At 35.8% G+C, this 24,004-nt stretch carries 20 protein-coding genes; 1 reads left to right on the top strand and 19 read right to left on the bottom strand.

The features are described from left to right. From BBF96_RS14480 to rsmA, 18 genes are all read right to left on the bottom strand, one after another. Positions 1-1,110, bottom strand: coding sequence for a carbohydrate ABC transporter permease (locus BBF96_RS14480; protein ID WP_127017814.1), 1,110 nt, complete (start codon positions 1,108-1,110; stop codon positions 1-3). A 77-nt stretch (positions 1,111-1,187) separates the two neighbouring features. Continuing rightward, a complete protein-coding gene (locus BBF96_RS14475) occupies positions 1,188-2,441 on the bottom strand; it encodes an ABC transporter substrate-binding protein (protein WP_127017813.1) in 1,254 nt (417 codons plus the stop codon). 103 nt (positions 2,442-2,544) lie between these two features. Then, positions 2,545-3,561 carry a LacI family DNA-binding transcriptional regulator gene (locus BBF96_RS14470; RefSeq protein ID WP_127017812.1) on the bottom strand — a complete coding sequence of 339 codons (1,017 nt, stop codon included), beginning with the start codon at positions 3,559-3,561 and terminating at the stop codon, positions 2,545-2,547. Positions 3,562-3,842: 281 nt separating this feature from the next. After that, positions 3,843-4,676 (bottom strand): HAD family hydrolase, encoded by an 834-nt coding sequence (locus tag BBF96_RS14465; RefSeq protein ID WP_164731118.1) that lies wholly within the window; start codon positions 4,674-4,676, stop codon positions 3,843-3,845. A 677-nt stretch (positions 4,677-5,353) separates the two neighbouring features. Next, complete coding sequence (locus BBF96_RS14460) at positions 5,354-7,018, bottom strand: Na/Pi cotransporter family protein (RefSeq protein WP_164731117.1); 1,665 nt, start codon at positions 7,016-7,018, stop codon at positions 5,354-5,356. A gap of 166 nt (positions 7,019-7,184) precedes the next feature. Beyond that, positions 7,185-7,985, bottom strand: coding sequence for a tRNA 2-thiocytidine biosynthesis TtcA family protein (locus BBF96_RS14455; RefSeq protein WP_127017809.1), 801 nt, complete (start codon positions 7,983-7,985; stop codon positions 7,185-7,187). A gap of 136 nt (positions 7,986-8,121) precedes the next feature. Further along, positions 8,122-9,879 carry a two-component system histidine kinase PnpS gene (pnpS, locus tag BBF96_RS14450; protein WP_127017808.1) on the bottom strand — a complete coding sequence of 586 codons (1,758 nt, stop codon included), beginning with the start codon at positions 9,877-9,879 and terminating at the stop codon, positions 8,122-8,124. Next, on the bottom strand, positions 9,876-10,586 hold the full coding sequence (locus BBF96_RS14445; protein ID WP_127017807.1) for a response regulator: 711 nt from the start codon (positions 10,584-10,586) through the stop codon (positions 9,876-9,878). Before BBF96_RS14445 ends, pnpS begins: the two co-directional genes overlap by 4 nt. A 324-nt stretch (positions 10,587-10,910) precedes the next feature. Continuing rightward, positions 10,911-11,156 carry a hypothetical protein gene (locus BBF96_RS14440; RefSeq protein ID WP_127017806.1) on the bottom strand — a complete coding sequence of 82 codons (246 nt, stop codon included), beginning with the start codon at positions 11,154-11,156 and terminating at the stop codon, positions 10,911-10,913. A 30-nt stretch (positions 11,157-11,186) separates the two neighbouring features. Next, a complete protein-coding gene (locus BBF96_RS14435) occupies positions 11,187-12,188 on the bottom strand; it encodes a glycosyltransferase (RefSeq protein WP_164731116.1) in 1,002 nt (333 codons plus the stop codon). A 344-nt stretch (positions 12,189-12,532) separates the two neighbouring features. Then, positions 12,533-15,445, bottom strand: a complete 2,913-nt coding sequence (locus tag BBF96_RS14430) for a glycosyltransferase (RefSeq protein WP_127017804.1) — start codon at positions 15,443-15,445, stop codon at positions 12,533-12,535. 314 nt (positions 15,446-15,759) lie between these two features. Further along, complete coding sequence (locus tag BBF96_RS14425) at positions 15,760-16,392, bottom strand: HEAT repeat domain-containing protein (RefSeq protein ID WP_164731115.1); 633 nt, start codon at positions 16,390-16,392, stop codon at positions 15,760-15,762. A 262-nt stretch (positions 16,393-16,654) separates the two neighbouring features. Next, positions 16,655-17,761, bottom strand: coding sequence for a DmpA family aminopeptidase (locus BBF96_RS14420; protein WP_127017802.1), 1,107 nt, complete (start codon positions 17,759-17,761; stop codon positions 16,655-16,657). Further along, positions 17,758-18,093: a DUF4257 domain-containing protein gene (locus tag BBF96_RS14415; RefSeq protein WP_127017801.1), complete on the bottom strand. Its 336-nt coding sequence runs from the start codon at positions 18,091-18,093 to the stop codon at positions 17,758-17,760. Before BBF96_RS14415 ends, BBF96_RS14420 begins: the two co-directional genes overlap by 4 nt. A gap of 101 nt (positions 18,094-18,194) precedes the next feature. Beyond that, positions 18,195-18,461, bottom strand: a complete 267-nt coding sequence (locus BBF96_RS14410) for a Veg family protein (protein ID WP_127017800.1) — start codon at positions 18,459-18,461, stop codon at positions 18,195-18,197. 41 nt (positions 18,462-18,502) lie between these two features. After that, positions 18,503-19,342 (bottom strand): sporulation peptidase YabG, encoded by an 840-nt coding sequence (gene yabG / locus BBF96_RS14405; RefSeq protein ID WP_127017799.1) that lies wholly within the window; start codon positions 19,340-19,342, stop codon positions 18,503-18,505. Positions 19,343-19,418: 76 nt separating this feature from the next. Continuing rightward, the gene (locus BBF96_RS14400) at positions 19,419-19,898 is read right to left on the bottom strand and encodes a ribonuclease H-like YkuK family protein (protein ID WP_127017798.1); all 480 of its coding nucleotides are present in this window, start codon (positions 19,896-19,898) and stop codon (positions 19,419-19,421) included. A gap of 9 nt (positions 19,899-19,907) precedes the next feature. After that, the gene (gene rsmA / locus BBF96_RS14395) at positions 19,908-20,777 is read right to left on the bottom strand and encodes a 16S rRNA (adenine(1518)-N(6)/adenine(1519)-N(6))-dimethyltransferase RsmA (RefSeq protein WP_127017797.1); all 870 of its coding nucleotides are present in this window, start codon (positions 20,775-20,777) and stop codon (positions 19,908-19,910) included. Between the two features lie 196 nt (positions 20,778-20,973). Between rsmA and BBF96_RS14390 the strand changes: the two genes are divergently transcribed. Continuing rightward, positions 20,974-21,285, top strand: coding sequence for a hypothetical protein (locus BBF96_RS14390; RefSeq protein ID WP_127017796.1), 312 nt, complete (start codon positions 20,974-20,976; stop codon positions 21,283-21,285). Positions 21,286-21,570: 285 nt separating this feature from the next. On the opposite strand, the gene BBF96_RS14385 is transcribed toward BBF96_RS14390, so the two are convergent. Next, positions 21,571-23,982: a FlgD immunoglobulin-like domain containing protein gene (locus BBF96_RS14385; RefSeq protein WP_127017795.1), complete on the bottom strand. Its 2,412-nt coding sequence runs from the start codon at positions 23,980-23,982 to the stop codon at positions 21,571-21,573. Between the last annotated feature and the right edge of the window lie 22 nt (positions 23,983-24,004).

Genomic DNA, 24,004 nt, shown 5'->3' with positions numbered 1-24,004 from the left:
CTACTTGTTTACAAATTTTTTCTGAATCAGTACAATAATGAAAGTCAAACCGGCAAGGAAAATAGCCGCTGCACTGGCCAGCCCAACCTTAGGTATTGCTGAACTGGGTAAAACATTTTTATAGATATAATAAGCCAGTGTAATAGTTGAATCTAAAGGTGCTTGATCTCCTATAACAGCAACCTGGTCAAACATCTGCAAAGTACCAATTAGTCCCATTGTCACAACCAGAAATGTGATATGCTTAAGCTGCGGAACAGTAATATACCAGAAGGTATGCCATTTTGTTGCTCCATCTACTGCTGCTGCCTCATAAAGTTCTTTTGGAATATCCTGGAGTCCCGCCAGATAAAGTAACATAAAAGTCGGGGCAGTCGTCCAGATATTGAGAATCATAATCGCTCCCAGAGGAATAGGAAATGCTAAAGGTCCTGCTATATCTGGCCAGGTTTTTCGGGTATTAAGCCAGATCATTCGTACAGGTTTAACATTTTCCAGAGTTGAAATAATTCCAACTTTGATTAAAATAAATGTTATAATCCCACTCAAAAGAAGAGACAATACAATAAAAGCTGGTTCAAATATTGAAACTGGTCTTTTCCGAATTTTCTCATACATTACTAACAGAATATGAAAAATAACAGCAAGTAGAAAAAAAACAAGTAAAATTCGACTTGCCTTAACAACTTGTGTCAATAAATAATTCATTAAACCCCTCTTCTGAAATATCCACATAAAAATAAGAGTAATAACTACACTGGATGTAACACTGGGCATATAATATGCCGCCCGGAAAAACTTAATTCCTTTGATTTGTTGATTTAATACTACTGCAAGTACCAATGCAATAAAAGTTTGACATGTAGTAACAATAATTGCAAAAGTTATTGAATTTTTTAATGCCCGCCCAAATTGAATTTCTTGAAAAAGATTTATATAATTTTTAAACCAGACCCATTTAGGTGATGAAAAAAGGTCATAGTCAGTAAAACTAAAATATAAAACTCTGACAAAAGCATAACCAAAAAAAACTATCAATACAAACAGAAATGGAGCTAAGAGAATGTAAGGTGCAACCTTTTCATTTAAAGTTGATAGTCTTTTTTTCACATTCACACCTCCTAAAATCAAACAAATTAACATTTGGCCGGAATTAATTCCGGCCAAATGTTAATAATCACCCTAACTTATCTTCTCATTACCTGTTCGATTCGTTTTTGCGCTTCTTTTAATCCCTGTTCTACAGTATATTCACCGCTCATTACAGAACGAAGAACTTCATTAATAGGAGCCATCCATTCTCCTCCATATTGACGGAAGTTAAATGGTTTTACATTTCCATCAGAAGCACCTTTAAAGACAATATAGTTGGCATAAGCTTCTCTATCGTTTTTCTTGAAATATGGATTGTCAGCTAAAGCAACACGGCTTGGGATTGCTAGACCCCGTTCTAATACCCATTGTTGAACTTCTTCACTTGTCAAAATTTCCAGTACTTTAAAAGCAGCTTCTTTCTTATTAGAATCTCTGTTTATACCCCAGGCCACAGTGTAAATAAAGTTACCTCTTTTACCTGTTTTAGGATGCTTTGGAAGTAAAGTTACACCATAATTCAAATTGGGCGCATTATCTCTCAAAAACCCAATAATCCAGGCACCTTCAAGGCAGGCAGCAACCCGCTCAGTAGCAAAAGCACCGCCGCCCCATCCCTGACCTAAGTCAGCAGGCATAACACCAATACCTTTTTTTGCAAGACCTACATACCATTCAAAAGCTTCTCTAAACCCTGGATCAAATAAGTTTGTTTTACCATTCTTATCAAATGGTTCAAAACCTGCAGCAAAGGCCAACGCACCCATACGGGCAAATTCTGGCTGTAATGCAAGACCATAAATTTCGTCATCTAACTCAGCCACTTTTCTCAATTTTTCTTCCAGAGTATCCCAGGTATCATTTTCATCCGGATAAGGAACTCCAGCTAAATCAAAGAGATCCTTATTATAGAACAGAGCTAAAGTATTAAAATCTTTTGGGATACCGTAAACCTTACCGTCAACTGTAAATGCATCCAGAAGAGATGGAATTATATCTTCCTTATGCAAAACTTTAGATTTAGCAAGATACTCATCAAGTGGTTCAACAGCACCAGATCTGATCAATGATTCTGCCCAGAAGGCATCTATATAAAAGAGATCCGGGCCAGTACCTGCAGAAAGGGCATTAACAATATACCTTTGATAATCATCTGCTATAGGTTCATAAACAACGGTAATCCCCTCATCTTTTAAAGCTGGATTAACAAATTTCGCAATTAACTCTTCAACAATAGCCAGGTCACTACCACCATAACCAGCCACCCTAACCTTTGTTTCAGCAAAAGCCACAGATCCCATTACAACTATAAGAACTAGAGCTAAAATAAATCTAAAAACTTGCTTCATTTTTAATTTCCTCCTCCTCTTTTATTAATAATTTTTATCCAAAACGTTTTGGAAAAAAATAAAAAAATATTTTATAACCACTCTCCTTTCTTTTAATTTTTTATTATTCTATTCTAACTGGACCTGTAGACTCCCGACTAATTAAAGTAGTTTTAAGAAAATGTTGTTCTGGTAGATAATTTTCGTTTTTAATCATCGCAATTATTTTCCTGGCAGCCTCTATACCAAGTTGGTATTTATCCTGGCGTATTGTGGATAGAGTAGGTTTGATATGAGAAGCAAAATCCAGATCATCAAATCCTATCACCGAAATATCATCAGGAATCTTATATCCCATAAGAGTTAATTCTTCTATCACTCCTGTAGCCATCAAATCACTGGCAACAAAGATAGCGGTCAGTTCAGGATTTTGTGTCATAAGTATCCTGGCTCCCTTTTTACCGGATTCTTTACTAAAGTCACCCTGAAAAATATACTCACTTTTCCAGGGTAAAGAATGCTCTTCAATCCCTTTTTTATACCCCTTTAATCTTTCTAAACTAACCCATGCTTCCAAATGTCCATTAATAAATCCAATATGTCGGTGGCCTAAATTAACCAGATGATTAATAGCCTGTAAAGAACCCAACTGATTATCTGAAGCAACAAAGGTAGCTCTTTTCCCTTTAATAGGTATGTCTATAAGTACAGTGGGGAATCCACTCTCTTCCATCACCTGAATAATAGGGTCATGCAGTCGGAGGCCCATAATTATTGCACCTCCTACTCCCCGCTGTGTGCACATCTGGTGAGGTTTCATACCACTCCGTAAAGATTGTGTACCAAAAAGTAAAAGGTCAAAATCCTCTTTTGTTGCTTCATCTACTACTCCGCTGACAACTTCAAAAATAAAAGGTTGCTGAAAAGTCATCCGTTCAAGTATAAACATCCCCAGAGTATTAAAACGCTTTGTAACAAGATTTTGAGCGATACGGTTTGGATAATAATTTAATTCTTTTGCCACCTGTAAAATTTTTTCTCGCGTTTCTTCACTCACATCATCATACCCATTTAAAGCACGTGACACTGTGGTTATAGAATATCCAGATTTTTTCGCTACATCACGAATTGTAGTTGCCATTCGCCCAACCTCTTTATATAAAACTTATAAAAATTTTAATATTTAATATTCCAAAACGTTTTGGGTTTTTGATATACTTATATTTATATATTTAGACATAAATTAATAGATTCCTTCTTTTCAATGATAAAATTTTTTTAAAATTCCCACACCGCAAAAAGCTAATTTTTCGCTTCATAAAGAAATTTTTCGAACCATCTAAAGTTCGATTTCAGTCAAAATAAGATGGTTAAATGAAAAATTTCAATAGCGCTCAAAATTAGCTTTTTGCAGTTTAATCATTAAATCGAATAAATCTCTTCCAAAATAAGGGCCATTCCATCCTCGGTACAAGGAGGTGCAATCATATCTGCCACAGCTTTAAGTTCATCAACTCCATTTTCCATGGCTATACCTAACCCTGCATATTTGATCATCTCAAGATCGTTTAAATCATCTCCGATAGCAATAATCTCCTCGCGTCGAATCCTTAATTGTTTAGCAACATACTTAATCCCATGAACTTTATCTACTCCTTTTCGGGTAATCATCAACCAAAAAAAATCCTCATAATAATTTTCTTTAAGTTTTAAAATATTAAATTTGTCCTGATATGGTTCTAACAAATTCTGAATAGTATCAATCTCTTCCTCTTCCCCTACACAACTAATTACAGGTACCGGGTGATTAATATCTTTAATCATATTCCCGACCTGAATCCGTCTATTAATACTCGAATTTATAATTTTATCAAGAACGGGATTTAGCCGATAATTTTCATTATAGTAAATTTTATCTCCTCTTTCATAACCATTATAAATTACGGCATGTCCACCGAATTTTTGGATTTTTTCCATAATCAGATTCTTCTCATCCACAGAAATATAATTAGTATAAATCAACTTCCGTTCAGGATAGGAAAGTAATACAGCCCCATTCATCAAACAGGCATAGCAGGGAATATCAAGAGACTTTAAAATACTTTCTGCAGTTTTAAAACTTCGACCGGTAGCAATCATAAAAGCGACCCCTTTTTTAACCAACCGCTTTAAAACCTGACGATTTCGATCATTTACCTGATCCCAGACTTCAGTTAAAGTTCCATCAATATCTGAAACGATTAGACGGTATTTCATCTGCATCTCCTCCTCAATTGCTCATACTTATACTTTTTCTTTATAAATTCACTTTTTCCTTTTATAAAGAACGAAATGCCCTTCGGGCACTGTACAAAGCTAATTTTTTTGCTTTATAGTAAAATTTTTCAAATCATTTAAAGTTCGATCTCAGACGAAATAAGGCACACTAATCAACAGGTCCTCCTGGTTCTTGATTAGCTCATTACATCCTGTGATGAGGCCATTCTTTTCAATCTTACTAAGATAGTTTAGCAAAAAAATTTTTATATTACTTAAAATTAACTTTTTATAAATTATCTATATCAAATGTTATCTACAATCTACAAAAAGCATATTTTTCTAAACACTAAAAAAGACTACCTAAAAGGTAGTCCCAGGCTGTTGAAAAAGGGGAGGTGCACATAACTTGCTTCCACAGGAGGAATAGAAAAACTAAATATAATTTCTTCTGCTACCAGATGCTCCGCCATCCTGGCTGCGCGTCCTTAAAAGTCAAGGCTTCCAACCTCCTGGCTTTAAGCCTTGACTTATACGCTTAAGAAATTATATTTAGTTTTTCTGGCAGTGCACGGGCAAATTTCTAAAAGAGAAAGATTTGTCAACAAGCTCAGACTACCTAAAAGATAGTCCAAAAAGAACCTAAAGTTATTAAACATTGATTCCAATACGACTCATCATGCGTCCTTGCTCTCTACTGTTTCTGCATCTTCAAAAATGTTAAATAGATCATACAACTGACCAGCTTCATATAGTAATACCTGACAGATATTTCGAGAATGCTCACAGACTTTCTGCATAATATTTATCAAATCCAGATGAATGTTGCTAGTAGCCCTGGAATCCTGGATTCCCTGTTGCAAACGAAGAATATGGGTTTTCCGGTATCTCCATTCATCCATAATAATATAGGGTTGTTCTAATGTTACAGTCCGGGCTTTCTCCCAATCTCCGTATTCTAAAGCATCAATTGTTAAATCAATCATCTCTATAACGGTCTTATGCATCTCTCGAAGTTCTTCTAACCCTTCATTAGAAAAGTTTAAATCATCTTTAAGAATCTTATATCCTTTCGTAAGCATTTTTTCATAAAGGTCACCGATATGTTCTAAATCATTATTAATAAAGAGCAGATTAATAACCTTCTGAGCTGTATGTTCATCAATAGTTTTCTGACTGAGATCACTCAAATAATTGGTAAGGGCCTGAGCAAGACGATCAATAGCTGCTTCTAATCCCTGAAGTTCAGCTAATTTTATCCTGTTCTTACTCAAAACAGCATCTAATACCTCTTTCGTCATTTTCTGAATTAGCCTTCCAATCCGGATTACTTCCTGATTAGCCTGTTCAATGGCAATCATCGGAGTATCAAGGGCCTTAGGTGTAATATATCGGGGAACTCCAATACCTTCTTCCTTTTTTTCAGGCACAAGCCAATGAACCAATTTGGCCATCTGGGAAGTAAAGGGTATAAAAATCACCGCCAGACCCACATTAAAGATAGTATGAATATTAGCAATCTGCCTCCCCATATCTCCGCCCATATACTGCATTAATGCAGTAAGTTGACCAATAAATGGGAAAAAAATTATTACTCCCATAATCTTAAAAAGGGTATGGGCTATAGCCACTTTTTTAGCTTCCTGACTTACACCAATACTAGAAAGCAAAGCAGTAGCACATGTTCCAATATTGGAACCAAAAATAATTGGTATGGCCGCTTTAAGCGGTAGAAGTCCCTGCGTTGAAAGAGATATAGCCAAACCCAAAGTTGCTGCACTACTTTGAATAATAGCAGTAAACAAAGTAGCTAAAATTGTCCCTAAAACCGGACGCTGTCCTAAAGAGGTAAGCATATGGGTAAAAGTTGGAACAGTTCTTAAAGGTACCATAGAATCAGACATGATTTTCATTCCATAAAATATAAAGCCAAACCCAAGAATAACTCCACCTATTTCTTTAAAATGGGGATTTTTCTTCATAAAACGCAGTAAAAATCCTAAAGCTATCAATAGAAGGGCATAATCAGAAAACTTTAAAGAGATTAATTGAACCGTCAAAGTAGTTCCAATATTAGCACCCAATATTACTCCCAGAGTCTGGGTCAGATTCATCAATGAAGCACTAACAAAACTGACCAGAAGGACAGTAGTTGCACTACTACTCTGGAGCAAAAAGGTAACAATACAACCAAATGCAACTCCCATAAATTGATTTTTAGTCAAAAATTTAAGTACTTTTTTAAAACGAGAGCCTGCAACCAACTGAAGACTTTCACTGGCAATCTGCATCCCATAGAGAAAAATTGCCAGACCTCCGACAATTCCAAAAAAAATTAACACACCATATCCCTCCCCACACATAACATATTAATATTTTAAATATTTTGAAAATTTATTTTGTACGTAATATATTTATTGTAAAATATTTTCTCTTAAAAGTCAATTAACCATTGGATAAAAAAAGCTGATCTGCAAATGTTTATGCAGATCAGCTCTCTTTAATTCTTTAATCTTCTAAATCACTATATTTTAAAGACCAGAATTCTTTCATTTTAGCCGCAAACTCCTCACCTGTAAGACGCTTAGGCCACATATCACCTATACTATTTTCACACATAGCTGCAGCCACATTATAAAAGACCATTTTATTTTTTCGTGTTAATTGGCGAATTAAATTTTTTACTTCAGCCCGTTTTGTACACCCATCCATAGGGCAGGGGCTTATAATTGGTTCATAACCAGTAAACTTTTTAGCTTCTCTTATCTCTTTTTCTCTCAAATAAACAAGTGGACGGATTACAGTCAACTTACTTTCAGTCAGATACGTACGAGGTAAAAATGTACTTACCTGACCAGAATATAAAATACTTAAAAGAAAAGTTTCCACCGCATCATCATAATGATGAGCATAAGCTACTTTATTACAGCCTCTCTCTTTAGCATATGAATTAACTGCTCCACGGCGGAAATACGCACAGCGGGCACATGCACTCTTTTCTCCTTTAGAAAAAACTATCTCTTGAATCCGGGTATGCTCTACATGAAAAGGTATCTCAATTTGCTCAAAAAACTTATAAAACCGACCAAAATCAAAATCCGGATTAAAACCAAGATCAATATGTACAGCTTCTACTTCAAAAGGAATAGGTGCTGACTTTTTTAATACTGAGAGGGCATATGCAAGAAATGAACTATCCTTGCCTCCGGAAAAACCAATCATAATCCTATCATTAGCTTGAATTAAATCAAATTCAACTATTGCTCTCCAGATTTTTTTAACATAAGTTCTGGGTAAACTTAAACGCATTGATTATACCTCCTGCCAGAAACTAATAATTATTGAAATTGCGAACTTTACTTTTACCTCATATACATTCTACTATATAGAGTAAATATGTCAAGATGGCTTTTATATAAAAAATAGACCAACCATACTAGTTGGCCTATCTCTTCTCACGTTTTAACTTGACCTTAAAAATTGTCCCCTTACCTACTTCACTTTCCACCTCAATCTCTCCACCATGACCTTTGACAATATGCTTGACAATACTGAGCCCAAGACCGGTTCCACCCATTTGACGGGATCTTGCCTTGTCCACACGATAGAATCGTTCAAAAATTCGATCTATGTCTTCTTCTGGTATTCCAATACCAGTATCAGCTACCTTTAAAATTACCCAATCACCTTCTGGCTCTGCACTTATACTGACCTTTCCATTGGCAGGAGTATATTTGATCCCATTATCTACAAGATTGATTAAAACCTGATTTAATTGTTCTTCAATCCCCATAACCCGGGGTAAATTTTCCGGGATATCAACCAGTAAATCAATTCCTTTTTTCTCAGCTTCCGGCGCCAGAATTGAGATTACATTTTCTACTACTTTTTCAAGCCGGGTAGGAGTTAACTTTTGATGACGTTTACCTTCCAGCCGGGATAGATCGAGAAGATCATCAATTAACCTTGATAAACGTTGACTCTCTCTGTTGATTACGCCTAAGAAACACTTGATCACTGAAGGATCATCAAGCTCCATTTCCAGCAAAGTTTCTACATATCCACGTATAGAAGTGAGGGGAGTTTTCAACTCATGGGAAACATTACTGACAAATTCACTCCTAAGTCGCTCCAATCTCCTCAATTCAGTAATATCAGTAAAAATCAGTACCATTCCCCGAATCTGATCATAATTACGAATAATCGGAGCCAGATGTGCCCTGAGAATCACCTCTTTTGGGTAATAAAGACTAATTTCGGTGTTTACCGGTTCTAAGATTTCATAAGCTTTCTGTACAGCCTCAGTCAACTGCTGATTTCTAATTATTTCAATTAACAATTTGCCCCTTGCTTCCTCTTCTTTAATCCCAAAAATATCTGCAGCTGCTGGATTTAAAAGGATCACTTTTTTCTCAGCATCCAGAGCAATCAGACCATCAGCCATATTTTTCAGAATAGTCGCCAATCGTTCTTTTTCATTGGTAATTTTTTTGATAGTCTCTTCCAGTTGAAAAGCCATCATATTAAACATCCGGCTTAAAGTACCAATCTCATCTCTGGTATAAATATGGATTCGCTCACCTAATTTGCCATGAGCAATTTTTTGAGCTGTATCAGTAATCTTTTTAATTGGTTCAGTAATACTCTCACTTACTCTTAAGACCAGGATAAAAAAGATAGAAAAGGCCAGAACAAAGCCAACCAAAATACGGCCAAATATTTTTAAAAGAGTATTCCTGACCTCCGTGACAGGAATAGCCAGACGTACATATCCATAGGGCTCAACTCGCTGGGCCAGATATTTCATTTCCATATTCAAAGTTGTACTATAACGGGTAGCCCAGCCTATTCCTTTCTCCCGTGCCATAAGAACTTCAGGGCGCCTCCCGTGATTCTCCATCCTCTCTGGATTCTCTTCTGAATCCGCCAATACCTTACCATCTTCAGCAATTACAGTTATCCGTCCCTGAATCTCTTTTGCAAATTTGAAACTACGTTCCTGTAGCTGGTCATATTCACCTTTTTCAAGTTCAGGCAAAATTAATTCACTTAAAAGTCTGACCTGTTTAAGCATACTTATATCCATCTGCTGGTATATAAATTTTTTTAAATTTGAGGTCAGATAGATTCCAATTATAAATAAGATCAATAGCTGTAAAAGTAAAAAGATCGAAATAATTTTCCACTTGATACTGTTACTCATTTCTTCAACTCCCTAAATCGATAACCGACACCGCGGATTGTTTCAATATAATCTAGATCAGGATTGATTTCTTCCATCTTCTTCCGCAATCGACGGATATGCACATCTACAGTCCGGGTATCACCCATATATTCATAACCCCAGACTTTTTCTAAAAGTTCATTACGGGTAAAAACCTTGCCCGGTCGAAGTGCCAACATATACAGAAGTTCAAACTCCTTGGGAGTAAGTTCCAATTCTATCCCCTCAAAAGTCGCTCGATAACGGGAGGGAATAATCTTTAATACTCCAATGGAAAGTTTATCATTACTATCTTCTTCAACCTGAGATTGGGCCAACCGACGAAGAATAGCTTTCACCCGGGCCATCAATTCCCTTGGACTAAAGGGTTTGGTCACATAATCATCAGCCCCTATCTCCAATCCCAGTACCCGATCCACCTCTTCACCCCTGGCAGTAAGCATAATAATGGGTATTTTTGCTAATTCCCTGGAATGGCGAATCTTTTGACAGACTTCCAGACCGTCCATTTTTGGTAACATCAAATCGAGAATGACAAGGTCCGGTCGTTCTTCTTCCACTTTTCTAATTGCCTCTAGACCATCTGCTGCCTCTATAGCTTCAAAACCCTGCTGTTTTAGATTAAACACTATCAACTCACGAATGGCATCTTCATCATCTACAACTAAAACCCGACCCTTATTCATCGATTAATTACCTCACTCCCTTTTATTTATGATTTTTTTATCCTTCAATTTCACTAATCATTATATTTTTTACAGGTATCTTCTCCAGCAACTACTTTTTTCCCTGTTTTATTAACAAATTTTTAACATAGACATTTAAAATTTTCGAAAAAAATATTCCGTACTTTTAAAAGATACCCTTTTTTAAGATCTTTCATAAATGGTAATATTATATTGAAAGTAGATTTGGCTATTTAAGTCAATTTTAATAATGGACAAACCTTTTCTATTTAACTGTTTTCAACTGCAAATTATATTTAACATTTTTCACGTCAATTAAAAGTTTCACTTACTTTCTTTTTCTGACTTTTGCATCCGGGAATATTTATCATCTGCCAGGTCCCCTTCTCTCGACAACTTAAGATACTCAAAGAGAACCTTTTCTGATTCTTTGACAATATAATCATTCTCCCTGGCATTTCTTTTTTTAAGCTCTTTTATTTGCTTTTTAATATAAAAATTTATATAAACCATAAATATCACTACTACAACAGGTAAAATAATCACCAGATAAATTTTAAGTAAATTCAAAATCATCACCTCCCTGGATCTATTAAATTATTAATACCGGGAATTGAGTAATTTTAAATAGGCTTCAAAGGTCGCTTTCCCGGTCTCCTCCCAGGTAAAATGGCGCAAAATGTAACTCTTCAAGTCATCAATCTGTGGGCTAAAGAAAGCTTCAAGTACTGCCATACGGATGGAATGGGGATCATCTGGACTACAATACCAGACCAGATCACCAAAATATTCCCTGGCTGTACCCCGGTCAGAAACCACAAGATTACATCCTGCCAAACCCGCTTCCAGATTGACCAGACCTGGAGTATCATACCAACTGGCTAACATATGTACTCTGGCTGCTGCATAAGCCGATGCCAACCGGTTTTGAGGTAAATGGGAAATAAAAAGCACCTGATCTCCTCCTTCTTTTAAGCACTGACGATAATATCGAGGATCATTAATGCTACCTATAAAAACCATCTTTAAATCTGTACCCTTAAGGGCCCGTATCATTGTCAATTGATTTTTACGTGGAGAAATCCGACCAACACAAAGAACAAAATTTTTTAAACCATACTTTTGAATAAATAGTTTCGGACTGCTCTCATAAAAAGAAGGATCAACCCCGTTATAAACTATCTGATAAGGGGTATTACATTTAAAATCCATTTTAAGCTGAAACATTTCACTTCTAGCATTTGGCAAAAGAACATGGGCCATCTTCAATACTTCTTTACGTTTATCCATACCTTTATACCACCAATTTAATTTTTCAGGTGATGTCTTTTCTAAATACTCTTTCATATTCCAATAAATTGGAGTTAAAACTACAGGACACTGCTGTTCAATAGCATTCTGCACCTGAGCATAAGTCTCTTCAACCCGTATAATATTAAAACAATGTACCAATTGATATGCTGTTAAATCCGGATTTATGGTCAAATTAATATCCACTTCTACCCCCAATCCTTCTAACGCAGCTTTCGTCTTTAAAATTTGAATGGTATCACCTGCTGGAATCTTTAATAAATCAGGTCTGGCCTGCATCAATACCTTCACAGCAGCTTTCCTCCTCTTGATCCCAATTTTTATATTTATCATGATTATACTGCAAAAAAACTAATTTTGAGCGACATAGAAATTTTTCGCTAAACCATCTTAGCGAGATTTCCGACGAAATAAGGCCTCATTACAGGAGGTGATGAGCTAGTTCTAAGGGCCAGGAGGGCCCTTTGATTAGGAAGCCTTATTTCAGATGGTTCGAAAAATTTCTCAAGGAACGAAAAATTAGCTTTTTGCAGTTTAATTTATCATATGTTTAAAGTTAAATTTAGTTACTAAACAAAAACAAAAGAGTCATCCAAACTCAAAAAGAATGAATGACTCTAAGTGATTATTTTCTGCTATCCTCTTTTATGCCCCCGAAATAATCGTTGATAACTATCCAGCAATTGCTTAAAAATCCTGGCAAAGGGATTTTCTTTTTCCTCCTGTATTTTTTCTGAAGAAATTTTTAAATCGGGAATCTCTAAGATCGGAACTTGACTCTTAAGCTGATTATAGAAATCATCTAATCGATCTTCCCAACTATTACCTCTTACCCTATGAATTCTTTCTCTGACCTTCTCCTCATCTTTCTCTTCATCCAACTTATAGATAGTCCTTATGGCCATCTCTAAAAACTCCTCATCATCACTGGCCTTTCTAATTACTCCACCAAACTGTTCTAACTCCGGATGATCAAACGCTACCACCGGTTTACCCATAGCCAGATAATAATTGATCATATATGAATCCAGATAGGAGTTTAAACCTTTATCTGGATATGGATAAAGAATCAAATCAAAGAAATACAACCAATCTAGTAAAGTATCCCAATCTTTATTTCCCAGAAAATATAGATTTGGGATATCTTTTAACTGCCCCAGATCACAGGTAATCCCACCTATAAACCCAAATGAAACATCCGGGTACTGATTGGCCAGTTCACTCAAAAGATGAGCTGGAAAGTATCTGTTAAATACACCAAAAATTCCAACCTTGTAGCCCGAAAGACTAACCAATTCAGCAGGCATGGTAAAGTGACCTTCTAAAAAACGTTCCAGATCTTCAGGATAGAATCCACCCGGACTGTATATGAGTTTCTCCTTATAGTTTTTAAGCTCTTCTGTACGTTTGTAAGATGCAACAATGATCATATCCGCTGCTTTAAGAACTGACTTTTCTTCTTGAGAAAACTTTTCTTTAATCTGCCTATAGCTTTCCATATCTTCACCAAGAAGAATCTCAGGAGTGATGTAGATTAAAAACCGATGTTCAATATGTTTAATGAAAGGCTCCCACCAGGGTGATTCTACTATAAGCAGTGGTGTATAAATCTCCCATTCTACCAATTTATCTTTCAATTCCCGCATCATTTCCATTCTTCGGCCCTGGTTAGATAAATTATGATAAATGGTGCCACTTCCTTTGAAGGTATAAACAAACTGGTTCTGCTCTAAACTCGGAACAGTAGATACTGAACAGTAGGGTTCAATATAAATAACTTTCTGACCTCGACGGGTAAAATAATCAACCAATGCCTCTGTCCGCTGGGCCCGCTTCTGCCAGGGGTGAAGACTTAAAAATAAAATTCCATCTACTTTCCGTTCCGAAAATTGATCGACCAAAAAAGTTCCCCATTTTTCTTTAAAATAGTTTTTACTCCATGTTAAATATTTATCTCTCTTGGCCCTGATATCTTCATTTAAACAGAAGTTTTTCGATTTGTGCAATATAGATGATTCAGGATAGCTCACCCTATATCCCTTTTCCCGTACCCTAAGGGAGTAATCCAGATCCTCATAATAGAGGAAAAATTCTTCATCAAATAGGCCCAGTCTATTTAAAAGTTCCCGTTTAATAATAATACATCCACCTTTTTGATAAGGCTGTTCTTCATCCCCTTCTTTAACCAATCTCGGCACAACCATTCCCACATCAGGCTTTTCTATCTCTGCTAAGAGAGGTTCAAGCCATTCGTCGGTAACTCTGATATCGCTATGGAGAAGTAAGATATATTTGCCCTTACCTACCAGTATTCCCTGGTTACAGGCTTTAGCAAATCCTATGTTTTGTTGATTAACAATTAAAGTTATATTCTCTTCATTTTTTAAATATTCCAGACTCTCGTCCTCACTACCATTGTCCACCACAATCACTTGATAAGGATGACAGGTATATTGACGAAGTGATGCCAGACACTTTCTTATCTCTTGACCGGAATTATAATTTACAATTACAATATCCAAAAGTTCCTCTTCACCATTTAAAGAAGGGACTCTTTCTACTTCTCTATTCAAAGAAAACCTATGTCCGAAAAATTCTTCTAATTTCTGCAAACTATCTTCTAAATTATAATTCAGACTTGTTTTTAGTCCCATATTTTTTAAATGTTCTCTGGTATCACCGAATTTCATTATATTTAATATAGAAATAGCAATTCCTCTTGGATGAAGTTTACTTAAAACCAGAGAATTTTGTCTATGCCTGACATATTCTTCTACCGCTGGATGTTGGGGGACTATAACTGGAACTCCAGCAGCCATAGCTTCCAATGGAATCAGAGAAATTCGCTCCTGGCCTGGAATATGTAAAACCAGATCCGATTTTTCATAACATTGAATCCTTTCTTCAAGAGATGGTCTAACTTTTAACTTAATAGGCAAGTTGGGATTAATTTTAAATTCCTGATTAGTAATCAATTGTATTTCTAAACGATTAAGAGAATTTCTAGTCATCTCAATTCCCTGCAAAACCATCTTTAATACTTCAGGTTGGGAGTCAAATAGACTAATGGTAATCCCCCTACACTCCCGTTCCTGGGATTTTTTATTTTTAAATTTTTCCAGCTTAAGACCGGGCCGAATCAGCATGGCATCAATTCCAGTCCAGATTAATTGATCCTGAATCTTTTTTGCCAGAGTAAAGACCTTAATCTCATCGTAGAGCTGATAATTTTCAAAATAATTGATTGTCTCTGTTAAATCTTCTTCTAAAGCCAGCCAAATCCGTTCTCCTGCCTGATACAAATCATTTCTAAGTAGATTCTCTAACCGGTTACTTATCAAAACATCAGCCAGAATCTGCTGATTCCCTTCCTCAAACCAGACCCTTTTAGCAGCTTCTTTTACGGAACAATTATCCAATACCTCATCACTAACCAATAATTCTACTTCATAACCTTTTAAAGCTAAACCATCAGCAAAATTACAAAGAATTTCAGATATGGTCTGATCAAAACCAGCACGGCCATTTAACCAGAATACAATTCTCATAATCCCAACCCTCCTTTCGCAACTACTGTATCTTGTATCTATTTAATGTATATGTCTTTGCAAAAAAAATAGTTATGATTAAACTGCAAAAAGCTAATTTTTCGCTTTATAAAAAAATTTTTCGAACCATCTAAAATTCAGTTTCAGTCAAAATAAGGCCTCATCACATCCTGTGATGAGGCCTTTCTTTTCAATCTCACCAAGATAGTTTAACGAAAAATTTCAATAGCACTCAAAATTAGCTTTTTGCAGTTTAATCTTCTTTTAACATTACAGATAAAAGACTTAAGACTCTCTTTAAATTCTTTCAATAACTATGTACTTAACTCCACATTCTCAATCACATTATCACAGGTCTCAAGAACCAGACTCGCTTCCAACATCTTAAAACTCCTATATCCGGGCTTATCTCTATAAGGTTCTAAAAAATCGTTCAACTTCTGGACAGGCTCACCGCCGTACTTTTCAAGAATTTTTTTAATAGCAATAGCAGCAGCTTTACGAACCTTATTACTCCGATCATTAAAAAGCGTATTGATTAAAGTTGGCAGAGCTTTTGGACTACCCAGTTCAGCCAGAGCCTTACCAGCAGTCTCCCGGGCAAACCAATCTTTATAACTCATTACTTGAATCAATACTTGTTCTACTTTTTCTCCTCCAATCTCACCTAAAGCTCTAAGAACTTCCTGCCTGATTCCTTTTTTGCTGGATTGAAGTTGTTGCATCAAATGAATAGCAGCATCTTCACCACCAACCCTTGCTAACCCATAAATAGCAGCCCGCCGTAACTTGGTAGATAAAGCAGATAACCTGACAATCAGTTTAGGATATAATTCCTTTTTAGAATATTCTTCAACTAATCGATCCATCTCCCGGTATATATCAGAATAGGTCATTTTAGCCAATCTATCAATTCTCTCATCCAGTGATAAAAACATTTCTTCCATACTTTTTCCTCCTTTGATTTTAGTATTCATATATAATCGATTCTCTCTAAATTCTCTGTTTTATATATAATCTGCACTAATTTAAATTATATCACATTTTTAGGTAATTTCAAGAAATAATAGTATTTTCGTACGAATAAAATATGAGTTTAGATAAGTCTTGTTTTTGTTTAAACAAAAAAGTCAGTAACAAAAGCTACTGACTTATCTTAGAATCATATTCATCTGAAGAAAGATAAAGTACTTTCAAAAAATTTACCGATTACCGACCATAACAGCGTAAAATTTCTTTAACCCGCTCAATGGGGAGAGCATAAGCGGTATGACCATCTCTTCCCACTACTGTATATGCTCTTGTAAGAGAATTTAGTACAGCCTCTTCTACAGCCTCTATAGTTCCCTGGAAGAAAAGATTCATAAGCTTATTATCCTCCAAAACCCGCTCCCAACTGATTCGATGATGTTTCCCTTGATGTGGATGACGGTGGGTCGTAGAAAAGGCAATTACAAAATCTCCACTTCCATGGGAAACAATGGAACCGGTCCGGGCCAGCCCCAATGGTGCTCTCCGTGCCAACCTTCCCAATTGGCGTGAAGAAAGGGGAGCATCTGTAGCCAGAATTATCATAATCGAACCATCATCGGCTTTCTCTTCCATCTTCTCAGGCCAATCTTTCAGTTCCAACCCAACAGGTACTCCGGCAATTTGCAATTCTTCCCGTCTTCCAAAATTAGAAACAACCAGAATACCAATAGTATACTCTTCGTCCTGATACCTTATCAGCCGCGAAGCTGTTCCCACTCCTCCTTTGAATTGGAAACATCGCATTCCCGTTCCTGCTCCGACCACTCCTTCTTCTACCATTCCACCTTTAGCATTTTCTATAGCTGCAAAAACCTCTTTTTCTCCCACATGTCGCCCCTGAATATCATTAAGATACCCATCATTACATTCACCGACCACCGGATTAATGGTCCCAGTAGTAATTCCAATCCCGGGATTAGATTTGAGCATGTACGAAATTAGTGCATCACTCACCCGTCCTACATTGAGGGTATTGGTTAGCAAAATAGGAGTTTCAATAGTTCCCAGTTCCTGAATCTGGGAAAGCCCCACCGACTTACCAAATCCATTTATCACATGCACCGCTGCAGTCACCTTTTCTTCAAAAAGATTCCCGCCGTGAGGAAGTATTGCAGTCACTCCAGTACGTATCGGCCCCTCTCCTGGACTTAAGGCTCCTTCCCCTTTAATCAGGGTAGAATGGCCTACTAAAACCCCTTCCACATCAGTAATTGCATTATTTGGGCCCGTAGGAAGACGACCTATTTGAACCAATTCCCTTATCCGCGGTCTGTAATCTTTCATTTAGTAGTTCCCCCTTTACCTATCACATTATTTCTAACTTTCTCTATAACTCCTTCTATTATCAAATTAGAAGCAATACCAAAGGCAATACTTACAGCTAAAAGTTGCAAAGTACTTATCCTGGAAATATCCAGATCATTTATCATACTTAAAAAATAACCCATACCTAAAAGTGCAGTTCCAATTCCAATGATTATATTACCCAAAAACCCAAGATAGAAATATCTTCCTTTAAAGACCGGTTTAGCCAATTTATGTTCACCATCAAAAATTGCTTTAATCAAACCACCAAATGCACCACCTAGAATAATCCATAATATCTGTAAAGACATAAAAAACCCTCCTTAAATTTTTTACTTGTTAGCTAAATAATAACATATATTAATTAAATAATCAATAAAAAACCCGGAGAATAAAACTCCGGGTTCATCACTTAAACGCTAATACTTCCAATTTTAGTGTTTTTATTTTTAATTTTAATCTCCACAGTCTCGGTTAATATATCTGCATAACTATACGAAATCCGGCGAGGACCCCTATCCTCATCTACTTTAATTATAAAAATATTAGGATACGTTTGTTCTAAAATCCCTTCTTTTTGTAAAATTTTCCGACGACCTCGATTTGCTTTAAGAGTAACTCGCTCACCAACATAAGAATCTAAATCCTTCTTAATTTCTTCAAGAACATTTTTTGCCATACTAAACCACCTTTCAATGGACTTCCTTAAAGTTGTTAAGATTAATTTTTAAGAATTTTTGGTAAACTGAGACGCATTTTTCCCCTTGATTCAATTCCTCCGATCCCCTGGATCCCTGAGATAGAATGTTTAATCACTCTATTTATAGATACAACCTTTTTTATTGAAGTTTGTACTATCACTTCCGCAACTTTTACCGGATCTAATGTATGTATATTAATTCTTTCTGGGGAACTGGCAAAATTAGCACCTGCTTCAATTAAAGCTTCATAATACGATTGGCAGGCCCCAGCAAAGATAATCAATGAATCTTTATCAGACTCCAGTTCTCTGGCTTTTGAAACACTCTCAACAAAATAACGTGAATTATAATAATTACTTAAATCATTACCGCCCGACCGTTTCATTCCATCATGACCAGTAATTATAAGTACATCTGGACGGTACTTACGCAAAAGTTTTTGAACTCGAACTGGCTGCTCTTCTTCAGGTATATGATACCCATTTGCTATAATTTTTAATTCATTATATTTATCGAGACAGGCTTTTAAATACCTTTCGTCTCCATCCAAATGTAGAACCGTTCCCCGTATCTGACCGTATTCACCCATTTTTCCCGATAAACCTTTCCGCCTGAGATAACCTTTTTGAATTAGCTGCCGAAATCGATTCTGTCGAAACCAACGGCTTTTTTTGTCAATCTCTGCTTCATCATCACAGACTTCCAGGTCATTTAAAGGAGCATCAGCCATTAACCGCAAATGTTCTCCTCTTAAAAAAACAATCCCTGATTCTTCATCAATCCCAACAACCCGGAAAACTATATCTCCTCCATAGGATAGTCTGGTTACCAGATCACCGATTTTAATTTTTCTGGTCATTCCTCCACCCCCTGACAGCTTTAAAAATCCCTCACATTATCTTATGCCAAAAACTGTCGGAGGTGATTAATCCCTATCATTTAGTATATTTATCAGCCACCTTTGAAGCCCCATATGAGTCTGGTTTAATGCGGGCATCATATCCGCTTCCAACTACCATACCTACCACTTCTTTAATCAATTCCCTGGTCTCACCCTGCCTACCCACATCTAAATGAATTTCAATACTAAGCTTTCCCCGAAAACTATCATCTTTTGAAAGACGTCGGGTCAGTTCGCTTGCCAGTTCCAGGCTTTTGGAAGTCTCATAAAATAACCTCTGTCTAATACTCTGATTGATCTTTTCATATTCTTTCCGATAAAAAAACTTTCCGCCCTTACCTTCCCGATATATAATCACAGCCGTAACAAAACAGACATCTTCTTCCCGGGTCTGAGAGTCACTGCCAACAATCAACCGATGTTCTAAATCGGGAGCTTCATTTACAAACTCAACTATATTTCTATAGGTTTCATCTAAACTCAATTTGCCCCTGGTAGGGCTAATAAAATACATAAAAATCACCTACTTCTGTTGTATTCGTTGATAAATTTCGTCACTTAAGCGGCCAAAATCTTCTATCCTCAATTTTTCACCTCTCAAGCTCGGGTCTATTCCGGCTACTTTTAATGCTTCCTTAATTTCCACCTTCGATAGGGGCAATTCAGAAGATCTAGAAAGAGAATTACCCAATGTCTTTCTTCTTTGCTGAAAAGAAGCTTTAACTACTTTAAAAAATATTTCTTCACTCAAAACATCCACTGCCGGCTTTTCTAATCTGGTCAACTTTATAATTGCTGAATTTACTTTTGGGCGGGGAATAAAGACAGTAGGTGGTACAATAGCCACAATTTCTGCTTTTGAATAAAACTGAACAGCAATAGAGAGAGCTCCATAGTCTTTTCCTCCCGGTTCTGCTACCATCCGCTCTGCTACCTCTTTCTGGACCATAAAAACCATAATATCCACTGGCAGACAATTTTCCAGAAGTCCCATAATGATGGGAGTTGTAATATAATAAGGTAAGTTGGCTATCACCTTAATCTTTTCACCAGGGCCAATTATTTTACTCCAATCCACCTTCAACACATCATCTTCAATATAATTTATATTATCATACATATGTAAAATCTCTTTTAATACAGGGATCAATCGCCGGTCCTTTTCTATCACCGTCACTTTCCCTGCCATTTCTGCCAACCGCTGAGTTAATGATCCAATCCCTGGCCCAATTTCAATTACATGATCTTTTTTGGTCACCTCACCGGCTTTAATAATCTTATTTAGGATATTGTTATCAATTAAAAAATTTTGCCCTAATGCTTTATTCGGTTGAAGATTAAACTTTTGCAATATTTCTCGGGTTTTCCCCGGAGTACTAATGACTTTTTCCATCTTTTTTACCTCATCTCCTGATCATCTTCTATTTAGTATGTGCATTCCAGTAAATATTATAAAACAACCAATAAATGGAACAATTTAATTATAGCACAGAATACCTCTCTTTTCAACAGTATGGATTTTTATCTGGTGGGATAAACTAATCCTAAAAAAGGAGGCGAAAAAGTCGTTTTTATAGACGACAGCATCTATGACTGACCGTGATAAACTCAAAAAAAAAGTAGAAGAACGCTTATCCTTTCCCGATGAAGAAACTCCCGAGGTGACTTCTTTAAATACCATTACTACCCCTTTAAGAAATGCAGGTGATAATCTGGGGTCTGAAAAGATCAAAATGGAAAGTGCTGGCCTGATTGGTGCTATTTCTGACCAGGTTCTTACAGGCTCTCCCGCTGCCGAATATGGGAGTACAGGACGTTTTGCATTGGATGGAATGATTAAAGCATCAGAAAGGATTGCCCGGGAAAAATATCAGACAATGAATAAAAAAGAAGAAAAGTAACTACTATAAATAAAGATAGTTATTATATCTCCCTATCCCATACTCATCCGAATTTTCTTATAGAATGATTAAACTGCAAAAAGCTAATTTTAAATGCCATAGAAATTTTTCGTATAACCATCTTAACAAGATTGAAGGAGAAATAGGCCTCATCACAGTATTTGAAACCAATCCATAGCTCGAAAACTCATAAATTACCCTGAAATCGAACTTTAGATGGTTCGAAAAATTTCTTTTAGAATGAAAAATTAGCTTTTTGCAGTATTGTTTTTAATGTAGTCAGCTTTAAAATACCGCAGATGCACCAATTTTTAATACGCCTCCCCAATAATTTTCTTCCGGGTTAGCCTTATTACTTAAATGAAAAAGATCATGGTTTAAATTGATCTGAAAATATTTTTCGAATTTAAAATCAACCCCTACAGTGACAATATCTTCATAAATCTCTTTGTTCCAAGAGCGAGAATAATTAAAAACGGCCTGATATCGATCTAAAAACAGATACGAACTATAACACATTAATGATAACTTTTGCTCTGGCATAGAATACTCAATAGAAGGGGTTAAAGAAACTCCCCTATATTCAGGTAAAGTCAAACTCCCTCTTACCTTTTTGCTCTCGTTTTGCATCTTATCCAGAGAATACATATAACCAATTTGTACACCGTATGGCTTTTTCTCCAATCGAAGAATGGTTTCCAATTCCTGAGAAACTATTATATTAGAAGACAGCTTATCCTTTTCCTCCTGATGTTTCCCCTTTAACTTAAGTTGGGAATTAATATCCAAAGGAAACTTATATTGAATATTCATAGTTCCTAAATATTGTTTTCGATGGTTCTGAATATAAGACTCCATCCATTGACCTTCTCCATCAAGGGTCAAATCTTGCAGGGGTTTATAAATCCATTTTAAGGCATATCTTTCTTCAGATTTTTCTTTCTGGCTTTGATAATTATGAATAGTCAATGTCAAATCCAATTTTTTAAATGGAATATAGCGAAATCGATTGGTTAAGGAAAATGAATCATATTGCATCTGGTGTTCTTTATAAAACCATTGGTTTTTAGTCTTAATATCCACATAAAACTTTGAAAATTGATGGGCTAGATGATGATTCATTGTCAACTCATCATTACTGGTGCGAAACGTTAACTCTATATCATATTTAAGCCCTGGCTCTCTTTTTAACGCCCCCTTTAACCGATAAAAATTTTGCCATTCTTCTTTAACAAATTTATGATTTGCCCCTGTTTCCAACTTTATTCCCATAGGTAACAACTCTCTATATCTTATATTAATCTCTTTTTCACTACCCTCATCTGATGACTTTTCAACAAAATAAAATTGATTACTTTCCCATTTTAAATCCAATTCTGCCTGTCGCTTTGCAGTCTGATAGGAAAAATTGGTCTGAGTAGCAACTCCCCTGATTAATTCAGATTCTCCAGTATCATGAAAATGAAAACCAATTTCCTGTTCGATTTCCAAATTCTTTATCGGTTCATAATTTATTTTATTAAGAAACATCACTTGTTTTTGAAAGGTCGGTTTTTTTTCCGTTTGTACCTTAGTTTCTACTTCTACATCATGCCAGAAAATTATATAAGAATCCAGTCCAAAAGAATTGAACTTATCATGATATTCAGTAAGGAGAAATCTTCGGGGAGTTATTTGTTCTCCTATGCCTGGATAATACTCATAGGTTACTTTAATTTGTGAAGTGGATGAAATTATCTCTGTAAAGATAATCTCACCTGTATAATAATCAATCTGATAATCCTGATCTCTTATTAAAAGAGTATCATCTAGATAAATTTTCTCACTTTCAAACACAATATTTTTATGTCCCAAAAGATAACTTTCTGCAACTCCTTTTCCAGCAAATTTTTCTGTCACCTGAATCCCTTCAGTCTGACCATAAAAAAGGGTATAATGACCTTTTTTCTCACCTCTTACTCCCCAGAGTTTTTGAGAATAGGAAAATAAATGATTTTTAAAAGGCTTTAAAGTATAATTACCTAAATATAAGTCCACCCATTTACTCTTATATCCAAAAGTAAAATCTTTTTTTACCTGAATATCTGAAAGTTGATCATCAAAACTTCCGTAAATATAAAAATGATTTAAAAAAGTACCTTCAAGTTCTACCTGCAAAGATTGATCGTGACTACTACCCGGCTTCAAACCTCTATTCCTTTCCTGAAAAGACTGCTCATTACCATTAACCCAAACATACCTATAATAAAAAGTCTTATTAATATTAACTTTAAAATTCTGTTGAGGTTTGATCTTTATTTCTTTAATATAGGTCAATGAATTCTGATATGGAAAAATCAATTTCACATAATATTTTCCCTCAGGTACCAACTTGCCCTCATGGTCTTTTCCTCCCCAGATATATTGATGCCTTCCTGAGGCCAACCATTGCATTTCCAATATCTTTAACACAACTTTTCCCTCAAAATCTTCTATTATCAATGTAACACATTCTTTACTTTCTAAAAATATAGAAATTGTTGTATAATCATTAACCTGATCACCATCAGGTGAAATTACTGAAGGAATACATTGTAAAAAAGACTGATTTTTCTGACGAACTATTATCTCTTCAGCAAAAACAGATGATGATAAGATCCCAAAAAATAAAATACTTAAAAAAATAACTATTGTTTTGATTTTCTCAATGTACTTCATACCTGTTCACCTACTTAAATCT

Origin of the sequence: Anoxybacter fermentans (assembly GCF_003991135.1) — a bacterium.
In the GTDB taxonomy this organism is placed as follows: domain Bacteria; phylum Bacillota; class Halanaerobiia; order DY22613; family DY22613; genus Anoxybacter; species Anoxybacter fermentans.
Note: the sequence above shows the minus strand (reverse complement) of the source record. Positions and strands in the feature narration are given on the sequence as shown.

What these genes read in the sequence shown, in the direction of transcription:
- BBF96_RS14445 (WP_127017807.1), bottom strand. Translation starts at nt 10,586, where the DNA reads ATGAATAAGGGTCGGGTTTTAGTTGTAGATGATGAAGATGCCATTCGT.
- pnpS (WP_127017808.1), bottom strand. Translation starts at nt 9,879, where the DNA reads ATGAGTAACAGTATCAAGTGGAAAATTATTTCGATCTTTTTACTTTTA.
- BBF96_RS14475 (WP_127017813.1), bottom strand. Translation starts at nt 2,441, where the DNA reads ATGAAGCAAGTTTTTAGATTTATTTTAGCTCTAGTTCTTATAGTTGTA.
- BBF96_RS14470 (WP_127017812.1), bottom strand. Translation starts at nt 3,561, where the DNA reads ATGGCAACTACAATTCGTGATGTAGCGAAAAAATCTGGATATTCTATA.
- BBF96_RS14385 (WP_127017795.1), bottom strand. Translation starts at nt 23,982, where the DNA reads ATGAAGTACATTGAGAAAATCAAAACAATAGTTATTTTTTTAAGTATT.
- BBF96_RS14465 (WP_164731118.1), bottom strand. Translation starts at nt 4,676, where the DNA reads ATGAAATACCGTCTAATCGTTTCAGATATTGATGGAACTTTAACTGAA.
- BBF96_RS14455 (WP_127017809.1), bottom strand. Translation starts at nt 7,985, where the DNA reads ATGCGTTTAAGTTTACCCAGAACTTATGTTAAAAAAATCTGGAGAGCA.
- BBF96_RS14430 (WP_127017804.1), bottom strand. Translation starts at nt 15,445, where the DNA reads ATGAGAATTGTATTCTGGTTAAATGGCCGTGCTGGTTTTGATCAGACC.
- BBF96_RS14415 (WP_127017801.1), bottom strand. Translation starts at nt 18,093, where the DNA reads ATGTCTTTACAGATATTATGGATTATTCTAGGTGGTGCATTTGGTGGT.
- BBF96_RS14420 (WP_127017802.1), bottom strand. Translation starts at nt 17,761, where the DNA reads ATGAAAGATTACAGACCGCGGATAAGGGAATTGGTTCAAATAGGTCGT.
- BBF96_RS14390 (WP_127017796.1), top strand. Translation starts at nt 20,974, where the DNA reads ATGACTGACCGTGATAAACTCAAAAAAAAAGTAGAAGAACGCTTATCC.
- BBF96_RS14400 (WP_127017798.1), bottom strand. Translation starts at nt 19,898, where the DNA reads ATGTATTTTATTAGCCCTACCAGGGGCAAATTGAGTTTAGATGAAACC.
- BBF96_RS14410 (WP_127017800.1), bottom strand. Translation starts at nt 18,461, where the DNA reads ATGGCAAAAAATGTTCTTGAAGAAATTAAGAAGGATTTAGATTCTTAT.
- yabG (WP_127017799.1), bottom strand. Translation starts at nt 19,342, where the DNA reads ATGACCAGAAAAATTAAAATCGGTGATCTGGTAACCAGACTATCCTAT.
- rsmA (WP_127017797.1), bottom strand. Translation starts at nt 20,777, where the DNA reads ATGGAAAAAGTCATTAGTACTCCGGGGAAAACCCGAGAAATATTGCAA.
- BBF96_RS14425 (WP_164731115.1), bottom strand. Translation starts at nt 16,392, where the DNA reads ATGGAAGAAATGTTTTTATCACTGGATGAGAGAATTGATAGATTGGCT.